The sequence below is a fragment of the Pseudomonas sp. 02C 26 genome (assembly GCF_002843585.1).
GTDB lineage: Bacteria > Pseudomonadota > Gammaproteobacteria > Pseudomonadales > Pseudomonadaceae > Aquipseudomonas > Aquipseudomonas shirazensis.
This window is the reverse complement of sequence record NZ_CP025262.1, coordinates 2,046,448-2,064,164: the sequence shown is the minus strand read 5'-3', so window position 1 is coordinate 2,064,164 and position 17,717 is coordinate 2,046,448. Positions and strand designations below refer to the sequence as shown.

The window sequence follows — 17,717 nt, the reverse complement described above, 5'->3', positions numbered from 1 at the left end:
CCGCGGCTCAGGCAAAGCCGAACAGCCGGCGTGGGGTGTCCCACATGATCTCGCGGCGCAGTTGCGGGTCTGGCATCAGCCGCTCGGCAAGCTTGAGCAGCGGGCCGTAGTCGATCCGCGAGTGCTGACGAATGAACGGCCAGTCCGAGCCCCACACGCAGGCGTTTGGGCCGAATGCCTCGATCAAGGCCTGCACATAGGCATGGCTCTGGGCGTGCAAGGCATCGGCTGCGGCAAACTTCTGCATACCCGACAGCTTGACGCTGGCGCGCCCGGAACGCGCCAGCTTGAGCAACGCCTGAAAGCCCGGTTGCCCTACCCCGGCCGCCGCGTTCGGCCGGCCACAGTGATCAATCAGCAGGCGCACCGGGCTACGTTCGAGCAGCCCGTGCAGCTCCAGCAACTGGTCATCACACACCTGAATCTGGGCAAACATGCCCAACTCGGCCAGCTTGGCCAGACGTGCTTCGGCACCATCCATGGTTTGCAGGCCGTACAGCGCCGGGTTGAAGGCAACCCCAACTACGCCCTGGGCCTGCAGCGCAGCCAAGGCGTCGAGGCTGATAGCGTTGTCGACCACCGCAATGCCCTTGAAACGGCCCTGACCAGCTGCCAATGCCGCCAGCAGACAACGGTTGTCGGTGTGGTAGCCACTGTTGGGGCCGACCAGTAAGGCATTGCATACGCCGTAGGCAGCCATGACCTCCTCCCACTGCGTCAGCGTGGCCACTTCCTGGCCGGAGGGCGCATACGGCGCATCGGGGTGATAGGGGTAAGCTACTGGATCAAACAAATGGTTATGGCAGTCGATCTTTGGCTCGTCGAAAATACTCATGCGTTTCTCTCTCCAGACGCCGCAGCGCGGGCCGGCAAATCTTGGTATTGTCGCCACCGACATGGCGCCAGGCAGGAGCTAACGATACTGCGCAGTCGCCACCAGCGCTCATACCTGGATGAGCAAGACCATAACCAAAGGTAATGATTATGCCCTCAGACCGACCGAGCGCAGATCACATGCTGTTCAAGCTGCGGCACATGGAAGTATTCCGCGCGGTGATGCTGACCGGCTCGATCAGCGCCGCGGCCAAGCTGCTCTATGTCTCGCAACCAGCGGTGAGCAAGCTCATGGGCTACATCGAAGGGCGCCTGGGCTACCGCTTGTTCGAACGGATCAACAATCGCCTGGTACCGACCGGCGAGGCGCAGGTCCTCTATCGTGAAGTCGAGCGGGTGTACCAAGCGGCGTTGGTAGTCAACGACTGTGCGCTGGCACTGGCCAGCGGTGCCCAGCGCACCTTGCGCCTGTGCTGCAGTGCCTCGCTGTCGACCGTGGTCATCCCGGCAGCGCTGGCCCAGCTCAAGCGCGAGGTGCCGGCGCTGAATATCGAATGGCAGACCACGCTCATGGTCGAGATGGCCAATCAGATCCTGTCAAAAAAGGTCGACCTGGCCATCGCCGCCCTGCCGCTGCCGCACGACCACCTGCACTCGGTGCCCTACATGCGCGGGCGTATGGTTGCGCTGATGCCGTTCGACCACCCGTTGGCGCATCACCCATCCCTGTCATTGCGACAACTGCAGGGCTATCCCCTGCTGCTGTTCCGCCCGGACATGGCATTCGGTCAATTGCTCGGCGAGGCCTTCAGCCGCTGCGGCGTGCAGCTTGATTCGCTGTTGTCGTTCACCAATGCAGTGGAGGCCGTGGCACTGGTCAAGCAAGGCATGGGCATGACCATCATCGATGAGTTCGTCGCCCAGGACAGCGGCCTCAAAACTGTGCCGCTAAGTGATGAGATCAGCTTCGATATCAGCTTTGTCTACTCGCGCTTCGAACCACCAGCCCAGGCCACGCTGCAGTTGATGCGTATCTTGCAGGCGCAGGCAATGCAGCTGGGCCGGGCGATCGAACCAGTCGAACCGGCGCTCACCTGAGCTACGGGCGATAGCGCATCGCCTCGACAAAGGCGGTAAATGCTGGCGAGGGCTGGCGCCGATTCGGGTAATAAAGGTGAAAGCCCTGAAAGTACGGGCACCAGTCCGCCAGCACTTCCTGCAAGCGCCCCTCAGCGATCAGTGGCGCCGCCAGGGCGTACGGCACGTAGCCAAGGCCGATACCGTCAACCGCGCTGTTGAGCACGTGCATGATGCTGTTGACCACCAACTGGCCCTCGCCCTTCACGGTAAAGGCCTGGCCATCCTTCTCGAATTCCCACGCATAGATCGATCCAGCAGGGCGGTGGCGGATATTCAGGCAGCGGTGCTCAGTCAGCCGGTGTGGCGTCTGCGGTATGCCGTGAGCGGCGAAATACTCGGGTGAAGCAACCACCGCAAGGCGCCAGTCCGGGCTGATGCGCACGGCGATCATGTCCTTGCTGATCGACTCGCCCATTCTGATCCCGGCGTCGAAACGCTGCTCGACCACGTTGGTGAAGCCGTAGTCCACCATCAGCTCCAGGGTGATATCCGGGTAGGTCTGCAGAAAGGCCTTCAGCTTGGGCCGGATGTAGAGATCGATGGCGTCATCGGTGCAGGTGATGCGCAGGGTCCCGGCAGGCTTGTCGCGCAGCTCGCCGAGCGCCTCGACCTGCTCGGCAATCTGCTCGAACAGCGGCGCCAGCGACTGCAGCAAGCGCTGCCCGGCCTCGGTGGGCGCGACATTGCGGGTAGTCCTGGCCAGCAACCGTACGCCCAGGCGCTGCTCCAACGCACGTATCGCATGGCTCAACGCCGACGGCGTGACGCCCAGCTGGGCCGCTGCCTTGGTAAAACTCTGTTCCTGGGCGACAGCGATGAACGCTTGCAGGTCGTTGATCTTGGCGTGCTTCATTGCTGAGATTTTCTCACAACCACATTCAGATTCCCTCTACTAATCAGCAGACGCTCTATCAGTCAAGATTTAAACCACGACACGTCAGCTGCATTGTCCTTCAAAAACGGAATCCATTATGTCCAGCCCAACCATCGAGGCCTCGCCGGGTATGCACCGCAACGAGGGCCAGGGCAGTGCGCCCGCTTACTGGAGCGGCATCTTTGCCATGACCCTGTGCGTGTTCGCGCTGATTGCCTCCGAGTTCATGCCGGTAAGCCTGCTTACGCCAATCGCTCGCGACCTGAGCGTCAGCGAAGGGCTGGCCGGCTACGGCATTGCCATCTCCGGCGCATTCGCCGTGCTGACCAGCCTGACCATCGCCAGGCTGGCCGGCTCGCTCGACCGCAAGACCCTGCTGCTGTTATTGACCGCACTGATGTGCGTATCTGGGCTGATTGTCGGCTCGGCCAGCAATTACAGCGTCTATATGCTCGGCCGTGCCCTGATCGGCGTGGTCATCGGTGGCTTCTGGTCGATGTCTGCGGCGGTTGCCATGCGCCTGGTGCCCAAGGCCAGCGTGCCCAGGGCGCTGGTCATCTTCAATAGCGGCAATGCGCTGGCCACTGTCATTGCCGCGCCATTAGGCAGCTATCTTGGTGGTGTCATCGGCTGGCGCGGCGCATTCTATTGCCTGGTGCCGGTGGCATTGCTCGCGCTGGTCTGGCAATGGTTCAGCCTGCCGTCGATGCCGACGCATGAGCGAGCTGGCCCGTCGGGCAGCGTCCTGGCGCTATTGAAAAGGCCCATCGTGATACTGGGCATGCTCGCTGTCGGCGTGTTCTTCATAGGCCAATTCATGCTGTTCACCTACGTGCGGCCCTTTCTGGAAAGCGTCAGCCGGGTAAATGTGACCACCTTGTCGATGATCCTGCTTGGCCTGGGCGTCTCGGGCTTTATCGGCACAGTGCTGATCGGCGCCTTCCTCAAGCGCAACCTGTACCGGCCATTGATCGTCATCCAGTTGTTGATGGCCGTCATCGGCGTAGGCCTGGTCATTTTCGGCACTTCGGTACCCGCCGTGTTCGCCCTGCTCGCCCTGTGGGGCCTGTTTGCCACTGCTGCACCGGTGGGCTGGTGGGCTTGGCTGGCCGAGTCGCTGCCCAATGATGCAGAAGCCGGCGGCGGGCTGATGGTGGCGGTAATCCAGTTGTCCATCGCACTTGGCTCGACCGCAGGCGGGGTACTCTTCGACAGCAGTGGCTATCGGCTGACATTCTTTGCCAGCGCCGCACTGCTGGTCCTGTCAGCGCTGCTGACCCTGCGCGCCGCTCGGGCCAGCGGCTGAATCGAACACAGATCGGCTTGAACCTCTGGCGTGCTGGCCTGCTCAGAAAACCATTACTTGAGGAGAACATCATGACCCAGACAGCATTGGTAGTCGGCGCCAGCGGCATCGTCGGCAGCGCCATCACCCAGCTTTTGCTCGACAATCACTGGCAGGTGGCAGCGCTCTCGCGTACGCCAACGGCGGCGCCGGGGATCATCCCGGTGGCCGCAGACCTGCAAGACCCTGCCTCGCTGCAGGCGGCGCTGGCCGACCTCAAGCCTACCCACGTATTCATCACCACCTGGTCGCGCCAGGCCAGCGAAGCGGAAAACATCCGCGTCAATGGCGCCATGGTGCGCAATGTGCTCGCAGCGCTGCGCCCGGCAGGCAGCGTCAAACACGTCGCTCTGGTCACCGGCTTGAAACACTACCTTGGCCCCTTCGAGGCCTATGGCAAGGGCAGCCTGCCGCAGACGCCGTTTCGTGAGGAACAAGGCCGGCTGGATGTCGAGAACTTCTACTACGCCCAGGAAGACGAACTGTTTGCCGCTGCCGAGCGCGATGGTTTCACCTGGAGCGTCCACCGCCCACACACCGTCACCGGCGTGGCCGTCGGCAATGCGATGAACATGGCAACCACCCTCGCCGTATACGCCAGCATCTGCAAGCAAAGCGGCCGCCCGTTCGTGTTCCCCGGCTCGCGCGTGCAGTGGCAGAGCCTGACCGACATGACTGACGCCCGCCAGCTCGCGCAGCAGCAACTATGGGCGGCGACTACCCCTGAAGCCGCCAATCAGGCGTTCAACATCACCAATGGCGATGTGTTCCGCTGGCAGTGGATGTGGGGCCGGATCGCCAATTACTTCGGCCTCACACCCGCGCCCTTCCCCGAGTCGCCGACGCCGCTGGAGGCGCAGATGGCCGATGACCAGGCGCTGTGGAGCCAGATCGTCGCCGAGCATGGCCTCAAGGAAGCCGACATCAGCCGCCTGGTCTCGCCTTGGCACACCGATGCCGACCTCGGCCGGCCGATCGAAGTCGTGACCGACATGACCAAGAGTCGGCTGCTGGGCTTCAGTGCCTATCAAGCAAGTGATCGGGCGTTTTTCGAGGTGTTTGATCAATTGCGAGAGGCACGTTTGATTCCCTGAGGTTTACGCTTCAATCGCGCGTGTGCGCCGGCCAGCCGGCGCACACGCGCGAGCCGAAATCGCGATATCATGCCGGCGTCCACTCGCAGGTAGAAAGCACATGAACCGCCAGAAAAAACTGCAACAGCTGTTCAAGGCCAAGGCGCAAAAAGCCAACGCCAAACTCGCCCCGAAAAAACCCAAGTACATCTGCAAGGCTGACCGTCTGAAAGCCGCTGCCGAAGCAGCTGAGGCCGCCGTATCCAGCCCTGAATAAAGCGGGCAGACAGCTCTCGCGACCGGCATGCATCACTCAGCTGGTGCATTGAAGGCCTGCGACGATAACGACATTGACATCCGTCGAGAAATGTTTTGTAACAGACTCGGTAGCTTGCTATGCTTCTCGCTACCCGTGATGTCCAAATCAGGCCTAATGACGCCCTCGAGAGGGTCGTTCATTCAAGCCACGCGACTGCCAGGCTTCATACAAGAGCAGCGCCCAATTCAGTCTCCCCACACTTCGTAGAGCCGTTTTTGCTGTAGCGCCTGACCAGGCACACTGGAAGATAGCGCTATCTCATCTGAGACTATCGCGGCTCCTACAGGTAACGGATTACCGGATACATCTCGGGTTCCTCGTGAATAGTCATAGGTGAACCCGCATGCTGATTGCCACGCAAACATCGCGAAGAAAGTTTCTGCTGTCCTCGCTGATCGCCTTGCCCGCCATGGGCATCGCCCTCAACGGCCTGAGCGCCGCTGCCGCCGCCGAGCTCGCCGCGCCGAGCCTGGACAGCTACACGCCGATCTTTTTCACTGCAGCCGAATGGACCTTCATCCTGGCTGCCTGCGACCGCTTGATCCCTGCTGATGGCCGCGGCCCCGGTGCGCTGGAGACCAACGTGCCGATCTTCATCGACCAGCAACTGGCCGGCGACCTGGGTAGCGAGGTGTACCTTGAGGGCCCGTTCGACGTCAACGCGCCGGCCACCCTCGGCTACCAGCTGCCGTTCACTCCGCAGCAGATCTACCGCCAGGGCATCGCCGCGCTCGAAGGCTGGTGCCAGGCCAAATACGGCCAGCACTTCGCCCTGCTGTCCCTGAGCGATCGCGAGCAGGTGCTCAAGCAGATGCAGAACGGCCAGGTCGACTTTGCCGCCCACGGCGAGCCTGTGCTCAAGGCCAAGCTGCTGTTCAGCGAACTGCTCAACATCACCCGCCAGGGCTGGCTTGCCGACCCGATCTACGGCGGCAACAAAGGCATGAAGGCGTGGATTGCGATCGGCTTCCCCGGCGCGCGTGCCAGCTACCTGGAATGGGTAGCCCAGCACAACGTCCCCTACCCGCTCGGCCCGGTCAGCCTGACCGGCCAGCGCGGTTGAACCCTTCGCCAAGCGACAGAGCATTCAAGGTTACCTATGCCAAACATTACCAATGACGAAGTCGATGTAGTCGTGGTCGGCCTCGGTTGGGCCGGCTCGCTGATGAGCATCGAGCTCGCCCAGGCCGGCCTCAAGGTGCGCGCCCTGGAACGTGGCGAAGACCGCAGCAATGCCGACTTCACCTACCCCAAGCCCGCCGACCAGTACGCTTACGGCGTGCGCAACAAGATCATGGTCACGCCCAAGGACGGCGCCCTCACCGTGCGCCACAACATGCAGAGCACCGCTCTGCCGACTCGCCAGTGGGGCGCATTCGTGCCCGGCACCGGCGTCGGCGGCTCGGGCCTGCACTGGACCGGCGTGCTGATCCGGCCAACGCCGACCGACATCAAGCTCAAGACCTACGCCGACCAGGCCTACAAACCCGGCGTGCTGGGTGAAGGTATGCAGATCCAGGACTACCCGTTCACTTGGGAAGAAATCGAGCCGTACCTGGATAAATTCGACAAGATCTGCGGCCTGTCGGGCAATACCGGCAACCTGCAGGGGCGCATCGTCGAAGGCGGCGACCCGTTCGAAGGGCCACGCTCGAGCCCCTTCCCGCTGCCGGCGCTGGAAGACACGCTGAACAACACGATGTTCGCCGAAGCCGCGCGCAAGCTGGGTTATCACCCGTTCCCCAACCCTTCGGCCAACGTTTCGCGCGCCTGGAAAAACCCCTACGGCAACCAGATCGCGCCGTGCAACTACTGCGGTTATTGCAGCAAGTACCCGTGCCTGAACTACTCCAAGGCCTCGCCGCAAACCGCGGTGATGGACGCTCTCAAGCGCATGGACAACTTCGATTACCGCACCAACGCCAACGTCCTGCGGGTTGAGCTGCACGCCGACGGCAAGACTGCCAAGGGCGTTACCTATGCCGATGGCCAGGGCAACGAAGTGTTCCAGCCGGCCAAGATCGTCGTGCTGGCGGGCTTCCAGTTCGTCAACGTGCGCCTGATGCTGCTGTCGGGCATCGGCCAGCCGTACAGCCCGCTGACCGGCAAGGGCACCATCGGCCGCAACTATGCCTTCCTCAGCGTTGGCGGCAGCACCCTGTTCTTCAAGGACAAGACCTTCAACCCGTTCGCCACTGCCGGCGCCACCGGGCAGATGTTCAACGACATCTCGCCAGGCAACTTCGACGGCCCGGCACTGGGCGTGATCGGCGGCGCCAAGATCCACAGCTCGCAGGCCACCGGCACGCCGATCGGCACCGCCCTGCCCGCCGGCACCCCTGAGTGGGGCCAGGGCTGGAAAGAAGGCATGCAGGACTGGTACGGCCATTCGATGAAGGTCAGTATCTCTACCGGCTGCATGTCCTATCGCGAGCACTACCTGGACCTCGACCCGACCTACAAGGACCCGTGGGGCCAGCCGCTGTTGCGGATCACCTTCGACTGGAAGCCCAACGAGCTGAAACTGCAGCAGCACCTGCGTGGCATCGTTGGCGACATCACCAAGGAGCTCAACCCCGACAGCGTCAGCGAAAGCTACCTGGACATGGACTCGCACTGGGACATCACCAAGTACGTCTCCACCCACAACGTCGGCGGCGCGATCATGGGCGACTCGCCCGAGACCAGCGCGCTCAACCGCTACCTGCAGAGCTGGGACGTGCACAACGTATTCGTCCCCGGCGGCAACGCCTTCCCGCAGAACTTCCAGGCCAACCCGACCGCGCTGATCGGCGCGCTGACCCTGTTCGCCGCCCAGGCGATCAAGGACCAGTACCTGAAAAACCCTGGCCCGCTGGTGCAGGCATGAGGAGCGCTTCGATGAAATCGACCCTGATCCGTCTGCTCCTGCTCGCGGCCCTGCTGGCTTTGCTGGCCTGGGCCGTGAGCCTGTGGCTGAACCGCTCCGGCGACGCCAGCGCGCAGATGCCACAGCCGATCACCGAACAGTTGATCGACAAGGGCGCCTACCTGGCCCGGGTGGGCGACTGCGTGGCCTGCCACACCAGCCACGATGGCGGCAAGGCGTTCGCCGGGGGCCTGGGCATTGCCTCGCCAATCGGCACCATCTACTCCACCAACATCACCCCCGACCACAAGACCGGTATCGGCGCCTGGAGCTACGGTGAGTTCGAACGGGCCATGCGCCGCGGTATCGGCCATGACGGCAGCGCGCTGTATCCGGCGATGCCCTACCCGTCCTATGCCAAGGTCAGCGATGCCGACCTGCAGGCGCTGTATGCCTACTTCATGAAGGGTGTAGCGCCGGTGGAACAGGCCAACAAAGCCAATGGCATTGCCTGGCCGCTGTCGATCCGTTGGCCGCTGGCGTACTGGCGCGCGCTGTTCTCGCCTACGCCCGAAGCTGCTGCGGCCGACGCCGTGAGCATCGACGATGCCCAACTACAGCGCGGCGCCTACCTGGTTCAAGGCCTTGGCCACTGTGGCTCATGCCACACGCCACGGGCGCTGACCATGCAGGAGCAAGGACTGGACGAGCGCACTGGCAGCTATCTCAGCGGCGCTGAGCTCAATGGCTGGGCGGTACCGGCGCTGCGCGGCATGCCGCACTGGAGCGAGCAGCAGATCGTTGACTACCTGGGCACCGGGCGCAACAGCATCGCCGCTGTGGCGGGCGAGATGAAGGATGTGGTCGCCAACAGTACCTCGCACATGAGCGACGAAGACCTGCTGGCGATGGCCGCCTACCTCAAATCGCTGGAGGCCACCGGTAAAGGTGAGTATCAGCACGCCCCGCAGCGCAGCCAGGCCACCATCGCCAAACTGACGGCGGCCAAGGACCTGGATCTGGGTCAGCGACTGTACCTGGACAACTGTGGCGCGTGTCACTTTGTCACCGGCCAGGGCGCCGAGCAGGTATTCCCGCGGCTTGACGGTGCTTCGGTGGTCAATGCCGAGAACCCGTCGGCGCTGATCCAGGTAATCCTCGCGGGTGCCATGACGCCGTCCACCGAACGTGCCCCTTCGGTGCTGCCGATGCCCGGCTTTGCCGAGCGCATGGACGATGCTGAAGTGGCCGCGCTGGCGAGCTTCCTGCGCCATGGCTGGTCGAACCAGGCCTCGAAGGTGACTGCGGCACAGGTCCGTGAAGTGCGTGCCGCGCTCCAGCATCACTGAGGTGCCATAGCGCAATTGTCGCGGGCCGTCCTGGCCCGCGATAGCCGCTTGCTCAGGTCTGCAAACCCTCATACCACTGCGCATAGGGTGTATTCCGGACCTTGTGCCGATTGAAGTCGGCACTGCCGTCGTCCCACCACACCGGGCCGCGTTCGCCCAAGGCTACCTTGGCCGCCTGCACGCCTGCTCTAGCCTCGCGCAACGCCTCTGCATCCACACGGCCCTTGGCCGCTTTCACAGCCCGTCGAGCAGTCATCAGCTCATTCACCAAGCGTTGCCGCTCTGGCTCGGCCAGGCTGGGATTGGAGCAGCGCCAGAGCACCCCATCGATGACGAAATAACGACCATCAGGTGTGGTTGGCGCGGCCATCAGTCGGCCTCTTCTGGCTCGACCGGATCGATATCTTCCTCTTCCTCAACCACCTCGGTGTGGCCATGGTTGGCAGGCTTTTGCGGGTCGTTGACGAACGGCACGCCGCTGGGCCCCTGTTCTTCCAAACCTTCCGTTGCTGGGTTCATCGTCAGTACCTCTCCAGTGATCAATGCGTACCGTTAGAGACCCGCGCGCCGGCCAACGTTCAACCCTGGCGCACGAACAGGCGCCGGTCGCGAGCCCAGACAATGGCCTCGCTGCGGCTGTGCACATCGAGCTTGGAGTACACCGTCGCCACGTGGTTACGCACGGTGTTGGGCGCCAGCTTGAGCCGCGCGGCGATTTCCTTGTCGGCCAGGCCTTCGCAGATCAGGCCCAGCACTTCGCGCTCGCGCGCGGTCAGGTCGGTCACTGACGCCGGCGGGAACTGGCGGGTGTTGAGGTTCTTGGCGTTGGCCAGTTTTTCGATCAGGGTCTGGCTGAACCAGGACGCATCGTGCATCACCGCCTCAATGGCTTCCACCAGCTCAAGCTCGGAGCGTTTGCGCTCGGTGATGTCCATCACCACCAGCAGGTAGCACGGCGAGTCCTGCAGGCTGACGGTGTCGGCGGCGAGCACGCAGTCGATGATCTCGCCGCCCTTCTTGCGCAACTTCAAGTCCAGGCCCTCGATGCGTCCGGACTTTTCCAGCAGGTCGAACAGCTGAGTGCTCACCTCGCGGCCTTCGACCACATCCAGCTCATCAACGGTACGGCCGATCAGCTCCTGCGCGGTGTAGCCCAGGGTCGCCAGGAACGCCTCGTTGGCGTCCACCACCTGCTGGCGGTCAGCACTGCACACCAGGGTCGGCACCGGGTTCAGGCGAAACGCCTTGGCGAAGCGCTCTTCACTCTGGCGCAACGCGGTTTCGGCCTTGCGCCGTGGCTCAAGGTCGGTAAAGGAAAACAGCATGCAGTCTTCTTCATGCATGTCCAGTGGCTGGCCGGCAACGATCACCAGCTTGCTGCCGCCTTCAGGCAGGCGCAATTCGGCCTGCATCTGCGGGATGGTACCGCCGCTGGTCAAGCGTTCGATGGCAAGGTCCTTGCGCTCGGCGTTTTCCAGCACATCGACCTCGTACACCGAGCGGCCGATGACGTTCTCCCGGGTGTGCCCGGTCATCTCCAGAAAGCCCTGGTTGACCTTGATGAAACGCAGGTCGCTCAAGCGGCAGATCACCGCCGGTGCCGGGTTGGCGTTGAAGGTCTTTTCAAAGCGTTGCTCGGCACTCGCCCACTGGGTGGCATCGGCGATGATCAGCACCAGTGACTCCGGGGCGCCCTTGCTGTCCTCCAGGACCATGCTGCGGATGCGCTGCACGCGCATGCGCTCTTCTTCATCGCCTATCCGCAGCACCTCGACCAGCACATCACTGAACACGTCACCGGCCGCGACCCGGCTGATCGGGTATTGCTCGGGCTCCAGCGGGTGGTTGTTGCGATAGCGCAAGGCAAACCGCTCGCGGTACTCCTCTGCGTTGGCGCCCAGCTCGCTGATCTCGCTGACACCGTGCATCTGCAGGGCAGCTTCGTTGGCCCAGAGGATGGTCTGATCGACCTCGACCAGGATCACCCCATCGGACAACCCGGAGATGATCTGCTGCAACTGGCGGCGGTTGGTTTCTCGGGCAAGCACAGCGTCGCTCATGGGTCGATCTCCAGTGGGTCAAGGCGCACCCGGGTTAGAAGCACGCCGTGGCAAAAGGTGCCCGCCCAGCTTAGTGCATCGCCTGCCCGTGCAGATTAGTGCGAATGCACCAGATCGGGGGGTGCAGATGCGTCATTACAGGCCCTGGACGCCTGGGCAAACTCAAATCACGGTCCACCCACGGGTGACTGAACTGGAATCTGCCTTGCTGAGGATGCATAGATGACTGACATGACTGACGCGTACGCAACCACTACCGCAGTGCCTGCCCAGCCATTGCGGGTATCGTGGAGCTCGGTGTTCGCCGGTGGTGCAATTGCCCTGGTGACTTATCTGCTGTTGAGCGTGCTCGGTACCGCGATCGGTGCTGGCGCGGTTGATCCGCTCGAAGCCGGCAACCCGCTGCGCGGATTCGGCACCGGTGCCGGTATCTGGTTGTTCGCCAGCACCCTGCTTGCAGTAGCTGCTGGTGCGTGGGTGGCAGGCCGCACTGCCCCCACTCGCGGTGGCCTGCATGGCCTGTTGAGCTGGACCATCACCACCCTGCTCACCACCTGGCTGCTGGCCTCGCTGGCCACCGGTGTGGTCGGCACCGCCGGCAATATCGCGGGCAAAGGCTTGTCGCTGGCCGCTGATGGCGTAGCCGCAGCAGCGCCGGGGGTTGGCCAGAGCATCAAGCAGCAGCTCGACAAGAACGGTATCAGCCTGGACTGGGACAGCCTCAAGGCTGAGCTGGACAAAACCCTGCAACAGTCCGGCAAAGCAGGCCTGGCGCCGAATAATGTTGACCAAAGCGCTGCCCAGGTGAGCGCCGAGACCGAACAGGCTGCGACCACCGTCGCCAATGACCCGACTCAAGCCATGGAGCAACTGCAGCAGTGGTTCGACCGCATCAAGCAGGCTGGCGACCCAGCGCTGAGCGCCGCTGACAAGGATGCACTGGTCAACATCGTGGCTGCTCGGACCGGCAAGAGCCGCGAAGAAGCCCAGCAGGTCGTCGACAACTACGCCCGTGCTTACCAGCAGGCTGCAGAGAAAGTCGAAGCCCTCAAGCAACAGGCTGAGCAGCAAGCCCGCGAAGCAGCTGACGTAGCCGCCAAGAACCTGTCCAAAGCAGCCTGGGGCACCTTGATCACCCTGCTTATCAGCGGCGCACTGAGCTTTGCTATCGGTCGCTTTGCGCTGAGCAGCCGTAACCGCCAGATCGCAACGCTGCGCTGATTAGTTGATGGCAATGAAAGCGAAGAAAATGAAACCGAATTTATTTTCGCCAGGAGGTGCAACTGTTGAAAGTGGCAAGCGGTCATTAAAGATGTCGACGACACACACATACTATTGAGCTAGGAGAACGTCCATGAGCGGTACTTCTGACAAAATCAAAGGCATGGCCAACGAAGCTGTTGGTAAAGTAAAACAAGCCGTTGGCAAGGCCACCGACAACACTGAACTGGAAGTCAAAGGCAAGGTTCAGGAGAAGAAAGGTGAAGCTCAGCAAGTGGTAGGCGATGTGAAGAACACAGTGGACAAACACTGATAGTGTCGCCAACGTAACCCAGAACGGTCGTCCTCGGACGGCCGTTTTTTTGCGTTTCCGAGGTAGTCGATGAAACTGATTCCCGCGCTCGCTGCCCCTGCCAATGCACTGATCTGCGGCGCCAGCCAAGGCATTGGCCTGGCTCTGTGTCAAAGCCTGCTCGCCCACCCTGACGTCGAGCGGGTATACGCAGTAGCGCGGCACGCCAGTACCAGCGCTGAGCTGGAAGCATTGGCCCAGGAGCATGGCCAACGCCTGCTGCGGTTTGACTGCGATGCCCGCGATGAGCAAGCGCTGGCGCAGTTGGCGCGCGAAGTTGGCGCGAGCTGCCAACACTTGCACCTGGTGATCAGCACTCTGGGTATTCTTCAGCAGGACGGCGCCCGCGCCGAAAAGAGCCTGGCGCAACTCGACCTCAGCGGCCTGCAAGCCACCTTCGCGACCAATGCCTTTGCTCCAGTGCTGCTGCTCAAGCACTTGCTGCCACTGCTGCGCAGGCAACCGACAACCTTCGTTGCGCTGTCGGCACGGGTCGGTTCGATCGACGACAACCAGCTTGGCGGCTGGTACAGCTACCGCGCCAGCAAAGCCGCCCTTAATCAATTGCTGCGCACCGCCAGCATCGAACTGCGCCGAGTCAACCCCGCATCCACCGTATTGCTGGTGCACCCTGGCACCACTGACACACAGCTGTCCCGGCCGTTTCAGGCCAATGTACCCGCCGAGCAGCTATTCACCATTGCGTTTGCCGCCAAGTGCATCCTCGAGCTGGCATCCCAGCATGGGCCCGAGCAGAGCGGTAGTTTCTGGGCCTGGGATGGCAAGCCGATCAGTTGGTAAGTCATGAACGGCGCCAACCGATAGACAGTTCATCGGGAACTGCCCGCCATTCCTCATCCTCGAGTTCACGCAGCCGATAACCTCCATGAGCCCTTTCGAGCAGCGCAATCCATGTCCAACAGGTCTTCCAATGCTGTCAGCCCTTCCAGCGTACGGTTGGCCAGTGCGCCACTTTTCAAATTCGTAGCGCTACTCGCTGGCGTGTTCTTGCTCGCCGCCATTTCGCTGGTCTATCTGGCGCAGGATCTCGACCGCACTGAGCAGGAAAATAATGCCTTCTACGTGCGCAAGGCGGTGCAGTCGCTGGAAAAATCCTTGGCCGTAACGGTTCAGGATTATGCCTTCTGGGGCGATGCGTACCGCCATTTACACGCCGAGGTCGACACCGACTGGGCCTACATCAATCAGAATATCGGCCCGACGCTGTACGACGACTTCGGCTTTCAGGGGCTGTTCGTGGTCGATGACCAGAACCGCACCGTGTATTCGGTAATCGATGGCAAACAGCGCAGTGAAGAGGCCAGCGACTGGCTGCGTCAGCCCATTGCCGGCATCGCCGACGCGGCCCGGGCCGGTGCCGAGGCGCAAACCTCCGTTACCCGCTATATCAATATTGGCGGTGCGCCCGCAGTGATTGCCGCAGCGGCCATCACCCCAGGCACCGATCCCACCGTCACGCCAGACAACCGAGCACACTCGGTGCTGATCTTTGTCGATGTGTTGGACCCAAAAAAACTGGCTGCCCTGGGCACCGACTTCGGTGTAGCTCAGCTGCGTGTAGCAAGCCATGGTCAGCATTCCGTTGATAGCGTAGTAACGCTGGCCGATGACGGCGGCACCCTGCAATGGACCCCAGCTCAGCCGGGTTGGCGCCTGTTGGCCGGTGGCCTGCCGCTGATCGGCCTAGCCGCTTTGCTGGTGGCGCTGATGACCTGGGTGATCCTGCGCCGCACCACCGCCGCCGCCCAGGCGCTGGACGCCAGCTTTGCCTCGTTGCAACACAGCCAGGCTGCCTTGGCCACCAGCGAAGCGCGCTTTCGCGATGTTGCCGAAGCCAGCTCCGACTGGATCTGGGAGGTCGACGCGGCCCTGCGCTTCACTTACCTGTCGGAGCGCTTTCAGTGCGTGACTGGACTGTCCAGCGACACTTGGCTGGGCGCCCACATCGACGATCTGCTGACCACCGAAATGGGTCTGCTATCGCAGTGGCTGAGCATTCCCAACCGCCGCCCCGAGATCAGTGTGCAATGCCGCTACCTGGATGCCCGCGGGCAAGCACGGATCACCCGCCTGTCAGCACGCACCTTGCCCGACGGCGGCGTGCGCGGCACCGCTACCGATGTCACCGAAGAAGTCGAAGCGCGCCGGCGCATCGAGTTCCTGTCTCAGCACGATGCCCTGACTGGCCTGCCCAACCGCACCCGCCTGCAGGCCTTCCTCGACGGCAAACTGAAGGCCCAGCCCACTGTCGAGCAGCCGCTGGTGATGCTCTGCCTGGACCTGGACCGCTTCAAACCGGTGAACGACCTGCTCGGCCATGCCGCCGGTGATCGGGTACTCAATGAAGTGTCCAGCCGCCTGGCCGATTGCGTACGGCATGCCGACCTGGTAGCGCGGGTGGGCGGCGACGAATTCGTCCTGATCGTGACCGATGTCAGTTCTCAGGAAGAGGTCGAAACCCTGTGCCGACGGCTGATCGCCTCCATCGAAATGCCGATCGCGATCGAAGACCAGGAGGTGTTCATCAGTGCTAGCATCGGCATTGCCATGGCCCCGCACGATGCCTGCGAGGCGACCGCACTGCTGCGCTATGCCGACATCGCCCTGTATGAAGCCAAGAGCGGCGGGCGCAACACCTGGCGCTTCTATGCCGGCGACATGAACGCGCGGATCATCGAGCGCAGACGCCTGGAAAGCGACCTGCGCCAGGCGATCAAGAACGGCGAGCTGGAGCTGCACTTCCAGCCCCGCTACCGCATCGCCGACGGCCAGATGGTCGGCGCCGAAGCCCTGGTGCGCTGGCAGCATCCGCTGCGCGGACAGATCGCACCGGATGTGTTCGTGCCGATTGCCGAAGAGTCCGGGTTGATCCTGGCGTTGAGCAACTGGGTGCTCGAACAGGCTTGCCGCAATGCCGCCAACTGGCCCGCGCAGCTGTTTGTATCGGTAAACCTGTCGCCATCCGAATTCAAACGCGGCAACCTGATCGAGCGGATCCAGCATGTGCTGAGCGCCAGCAACATCGCCCCTGCTCGGCTTGAGCTGGAAATCACCGAAGGGGTCATGCTCGACGATGCTGCGGGTGCGCTAGAGATCATGCGCACGCTTAAACGCTTGGGCGTGCGCATCGCCCTTGATGATTTTGGAACGGGTTATTCGTCGTTGAGCTACCTGCGCGCGTTTCCGTTCGATGGCTTGAAGATCGACCGAAGCTTTCTTAGTCGGTTGGACCAGAGCGACAACAACGAAAGTGATCAGGCGATCATTCAGGCCATCGTTGGCTTGGGCCGGGCGTTGTCTCTCACGGTTACCGCTGAAGGCGTGGAAACTACGGATCACCTGAAACTGCTGCAGGCGGTGGCGTGTGATGAAGGTCAAGGGTATTACTTGAGTCGGCCGTTGGGCAGTGATGCGTTCAGGGCTTTGTCTGCGATTGCCGGTGGGGTGGATGCTTGAGGTTGGCTCGCAGCGCCTCCCAGCTGTTTCTGGGCTCATGGCCGGAATCGTTGAACGTCTGCGCCAGCCAAGCCTCTGAAATAAACGCACCTACACATCCAGCTCTGGAGGACAGCCTCACATGAAGATTCTGATGGTCCTGACATCCCACGACCAACTCGGCGACACCGGCAAGAAAACCGGCTTCTGGCTGGAAGAGTTCGCCGCCCCTTATTACACCTTCATCGACGCCCAGGCCGAGGTCACCCTCGCCTCGCCCAAAGGCGGCCAGCCGCCACTGGACCCGAAAAGCGATGAAGCCGACGCACAAACCGAAGCCACCCGCCGCTTCGCCGCTGACAGCAAAGCGCAAGCGCTACTCGCCGACACCCTGCCGCTGGGCGAGATCGACCCGTACGACTTCGATGCAGTGTTCTACCCAGGCGGCCACGGCCCACTGTGGGACCTGGCCGAAGACCTCGACTCGAAAACCCTGATCGAGGCCTTCTACGCCTCGAACAAACCGGTAGCCGCCGTGTGCCATGCCCCAGGCGTGCTGAAAAACGTCAACGCAGCTGATGGCAGCCCGGTCGTCCAGGGCAAGCGCGTAACCGGCTTCACCAACTCCGAGGAAGAAGCCGTCGGCCTGACCAAGGTGGTGCCGTTTCTGGTCGAAGACATGCTCAAGGGCAAAGGCGGCAACTACTCCAAAGCCGCTGACTGGGCCAGTTACGTGGTCGAGGACGGCAACCTGATCACTGGCCAGAACCCGGCATCGTCGGAAGCGACGGCAGAGGCGCTGCTGGCGCGACTGCGCCAGGAACAGGCTGACTGAGCCAAACGTTC

17 protein-coding genes are annotated in these 17,717 nt (G+C 62.4%); 12 read left to right on the top strand and 5 right to left on the bottom strand.

Annotated elements, in window-relative coordinates; translation table 11 throughout:
- Nucleotides 1-7: 7 nt before the first annotated feature.
- Nucleotides 8-835, bottom strand: coding sequence for an amidohydrolase (locus CXQ80_RS09320; RefSeq protein ID WP_101318691.1), 828 nt, complete (start codon nucleotides 833-835; stop codon nucleotides 8-10).
- Between the two features lie 143 nt (nucleotides 836-978).
- On the opposite strand from CXQ80_RS09320, the gene CXQ80_RS09315 reads away from it, so the two are divergent.
- Complete coding sequence (locus CXQ80_RS09315) at nucleotides 979-1,932, top strand: LysR family transcriptional regulator (protein WP_101318689.1); 954 nt, start codon at nucleotides 979-981, stop codon at nucleotides 1,930-1,932.
- A 1-nt stretch (nucleotide 1,933) separates the two neighbouring features.
- Here CXQ80_RS09315 and CXQ80_RS09310 read toward each other — a convergent pair whose 3' ends face one another.
- Complete coding sequence (locus tag CXQ80_RS09310) at nucleotides 1,934-2,827, bottom strand: LysR family transcriptional regulator (RefSeq protein WP_101318688.1); 894 nt, start codon at nucleotides 2,825-2,827, stop codon at nucleotides 1,934-1,936.
- A gap of 151 nt (nucleotides 2,828-2,978) precedes the next feature.
- On the opposite strand from CXQ80_RS09310, the gene CXQ80_RS09305 reads away from it, so the two are divergent.
- From CXQ80_RS09305 to CXQ80_RS09280, 6 genes are all read left to right on the top strand, one after another.
- Entirely contained in the window at nucleotides 2,979-4,154 is a 1,176-nt protein-coding gene (locus tag CXQ80_RS09305; protein ID WP_256585767.1) for an MFS transporter, read from the top strand.
- 71 nt (nucleotides 4,155-4,225) lie between these two features.
- Nucleotides 4,226-5,287, top strand: coding sequence for an SDR family oxidoreductase (locus CXQ80_RS09300; protein ID WP_101318686.1), 1,062 nt, complete (start codon nucleotides 4,226-4,228; stop codon nucleotides 5,285-5,287).
- Between the two features lie 100 nt (nucleotides 5,288-5,387).
- The gene (locus CXQ80_RS09295; protein ID WP_101318684.1) at nucleotides 5,388-5,543 is read left to right on the top strand and encodes a DUF2986 domain-containing protein; all 156 of its coding nucleotides are present in this window, start codon (nucleotides 5,388-5,390) and stop codon (nucleotides 5,541-5,543) included.
- 385 nt (nucleotides 5,544-5,928) lie between these two features.
- Nucleotides 5,929-6,648 carry a gluconate 2-dehydrogenase subunit 3 family protein gene (locus CXQ80_RS09290; RefSeq protein ID WP_101318682.1) on the top strand — a complete coding sequence of 240 codons (720 nt, stop codon included), beginning with the start codon at nucleotides 5,929-5,931 and terminating at the stop codon, nucleotides 6,646-6,648.
- Between the two features lie 36 nt (nucleotides 6,649-6,684).
- Nucleotides 6,685-8,454 carry a GMC family oxidoreductase gene (locus CXQ80_RS09285; RefSeq protein WP_101318680.1) on the top strand — a complete coding sequence of 590 codons (1,770 nt, stop codon included), beginning with the start codon at nucleotides 6,685-6,687 and terminating at the stop codon, nucleotides 8,452-8,454.
- A gap of 11 nt (nucleotides 8,455-8,465) precedes the next feature.
- Entirely contained in the window at nucleotides 8,466-9,782 is a 1,317-nt protein-coding gene (locus CXQ80_RS09280; protein WP_101318678.1) for a cytochrome c, read from the top strand.
- A gap of 52 nt (nucleotides 9,783-9,834) precedes the next feature.
- On the opposite strand, the gene CXQ80_RS09275 is transcribed toward CXQ80_RS09280, so the two are convergent.
- The 3 genes from CXQ80_RS09275 to CXQ80_RS09270 are packed head-to-tail and all read right to left on the bottom strand — an operon-like array spanning nucleotide 9,835 to nucleotide 11,842.
- Nucleotides 9,835-10,152, bottom strand: coding sequence for a hypothetical protein (locus CXQ80_RS09275; protein ID WP_101318676.1), 318 nt, complete (start codon nucleotides 10,150-10,152; stop codon nucleotides 9,835-9,837).
- On the bottom strand, nucleotides 10,152-10,301 hold the full coding sequence (locus CXQ80_RS24800; RefSeq protein WP_178080759.1) for a hypothetical protein: 150 nt from the start codon (nucleotides 10,299-10,301) through the stop codon (nucleotides 10,152-10,154). Before CXQ80_RS24800 ends, CXQ80_RS09275 begins: the two co-directional genes overlap by 1 nt.
- Before the next feature lie 59 nt (nucleotides 10,302-10,360).
- Nucleotides 10,361-11,842, bottom strand: coding sequence for a helix-turn-helix transcriptional regulator (locus tag CXQ80_RS09270; RefSeq protein ID WP_101318674.1), 1,482 nt, complete (start codon nucleotides 11,840-11,842; stop codon nucleotides 10,361-10,363).
- A gap of 231 nt (nucleotides 11,843-12,073) precedes the next feature.
- Between CXQ80_RS09270 and CXQ80_RS09265 the strand changes: the two genes are divergently transcribed.
- The 5 genes from CXQ80_RS09265 to CXQ80_RS09245 all read left to right on the top strand — a co-directional run bounded on the left by CXQ80_RS09265 (nucleotide 12,074) and on the right by CXQ80_RS09245 (nucleotide 17,706).
- Nucleotides 12,074-13,063 (top strand): hypothetical protein, encoded by a 990-nt coding sequence (locus CXQ80_RS09265; protein WP_101322992.1) that lies wholly within the window; start codon nucleotides 12,074-12,076, stop codon nucleotides 13,061-13,063.
- A 133-nt stretch (nucleotides 13,064-13,196) separates the two neighbouring features.
- Nucleotides 13,197-13,376, top strand: a complete 180-nt coding sequence (locus CXQ80_RS09260) for a CsbD family protein (protein WP_101318671.1) — start codon at nucleotides 13,197-13,199, stop codon at nucleotides 13,374-13,376.
- A 69-nt stretch (nucleotides 13,377-13,445) separates the two neighbouring features.
- The gene (locus tag CXQ80_RS09255; protein WP_101318669.1) at nucleotides 13,446-14,216 is read left to right on the top strand and encodes an SDR family NAD(P)-dependent oxidoreductase; all 771 of its coding nucleotides are present in this window, start codon (nucleotides 13,446-13,448) and stop codon (nucleotides 14,214-14,216) included.
- Nucleotides 14,217-14,327: 111 nt separating this feature from the next.
- Complete coding sequence (locus CXQ80_RS09250; protein WP_101318667.1) at nucleotides 14,328-16,892, top strand: EAL domain-containing protein; 2,565 nt, start codon at nucleotides 14,328-14,330, stop codon at nucleotides 16,890-16,892.
- A 121-nt stretch (nucleotides 16,893-17,013) separates the two neighbouring features.
- A complete protein-coding gene (locus tag CXQ80_RS09245; RefSeq protein ID WP_101318665.1) occupies nucleotides 17,014-17,706 on the top strand; it encodes a type 1 glutamine amidotransferase domain-containing protein in 693 nt (230 codons plus the stop codon).
- Nucleotides 17,707-17,717: the final 11 nt, after the last annotated feature.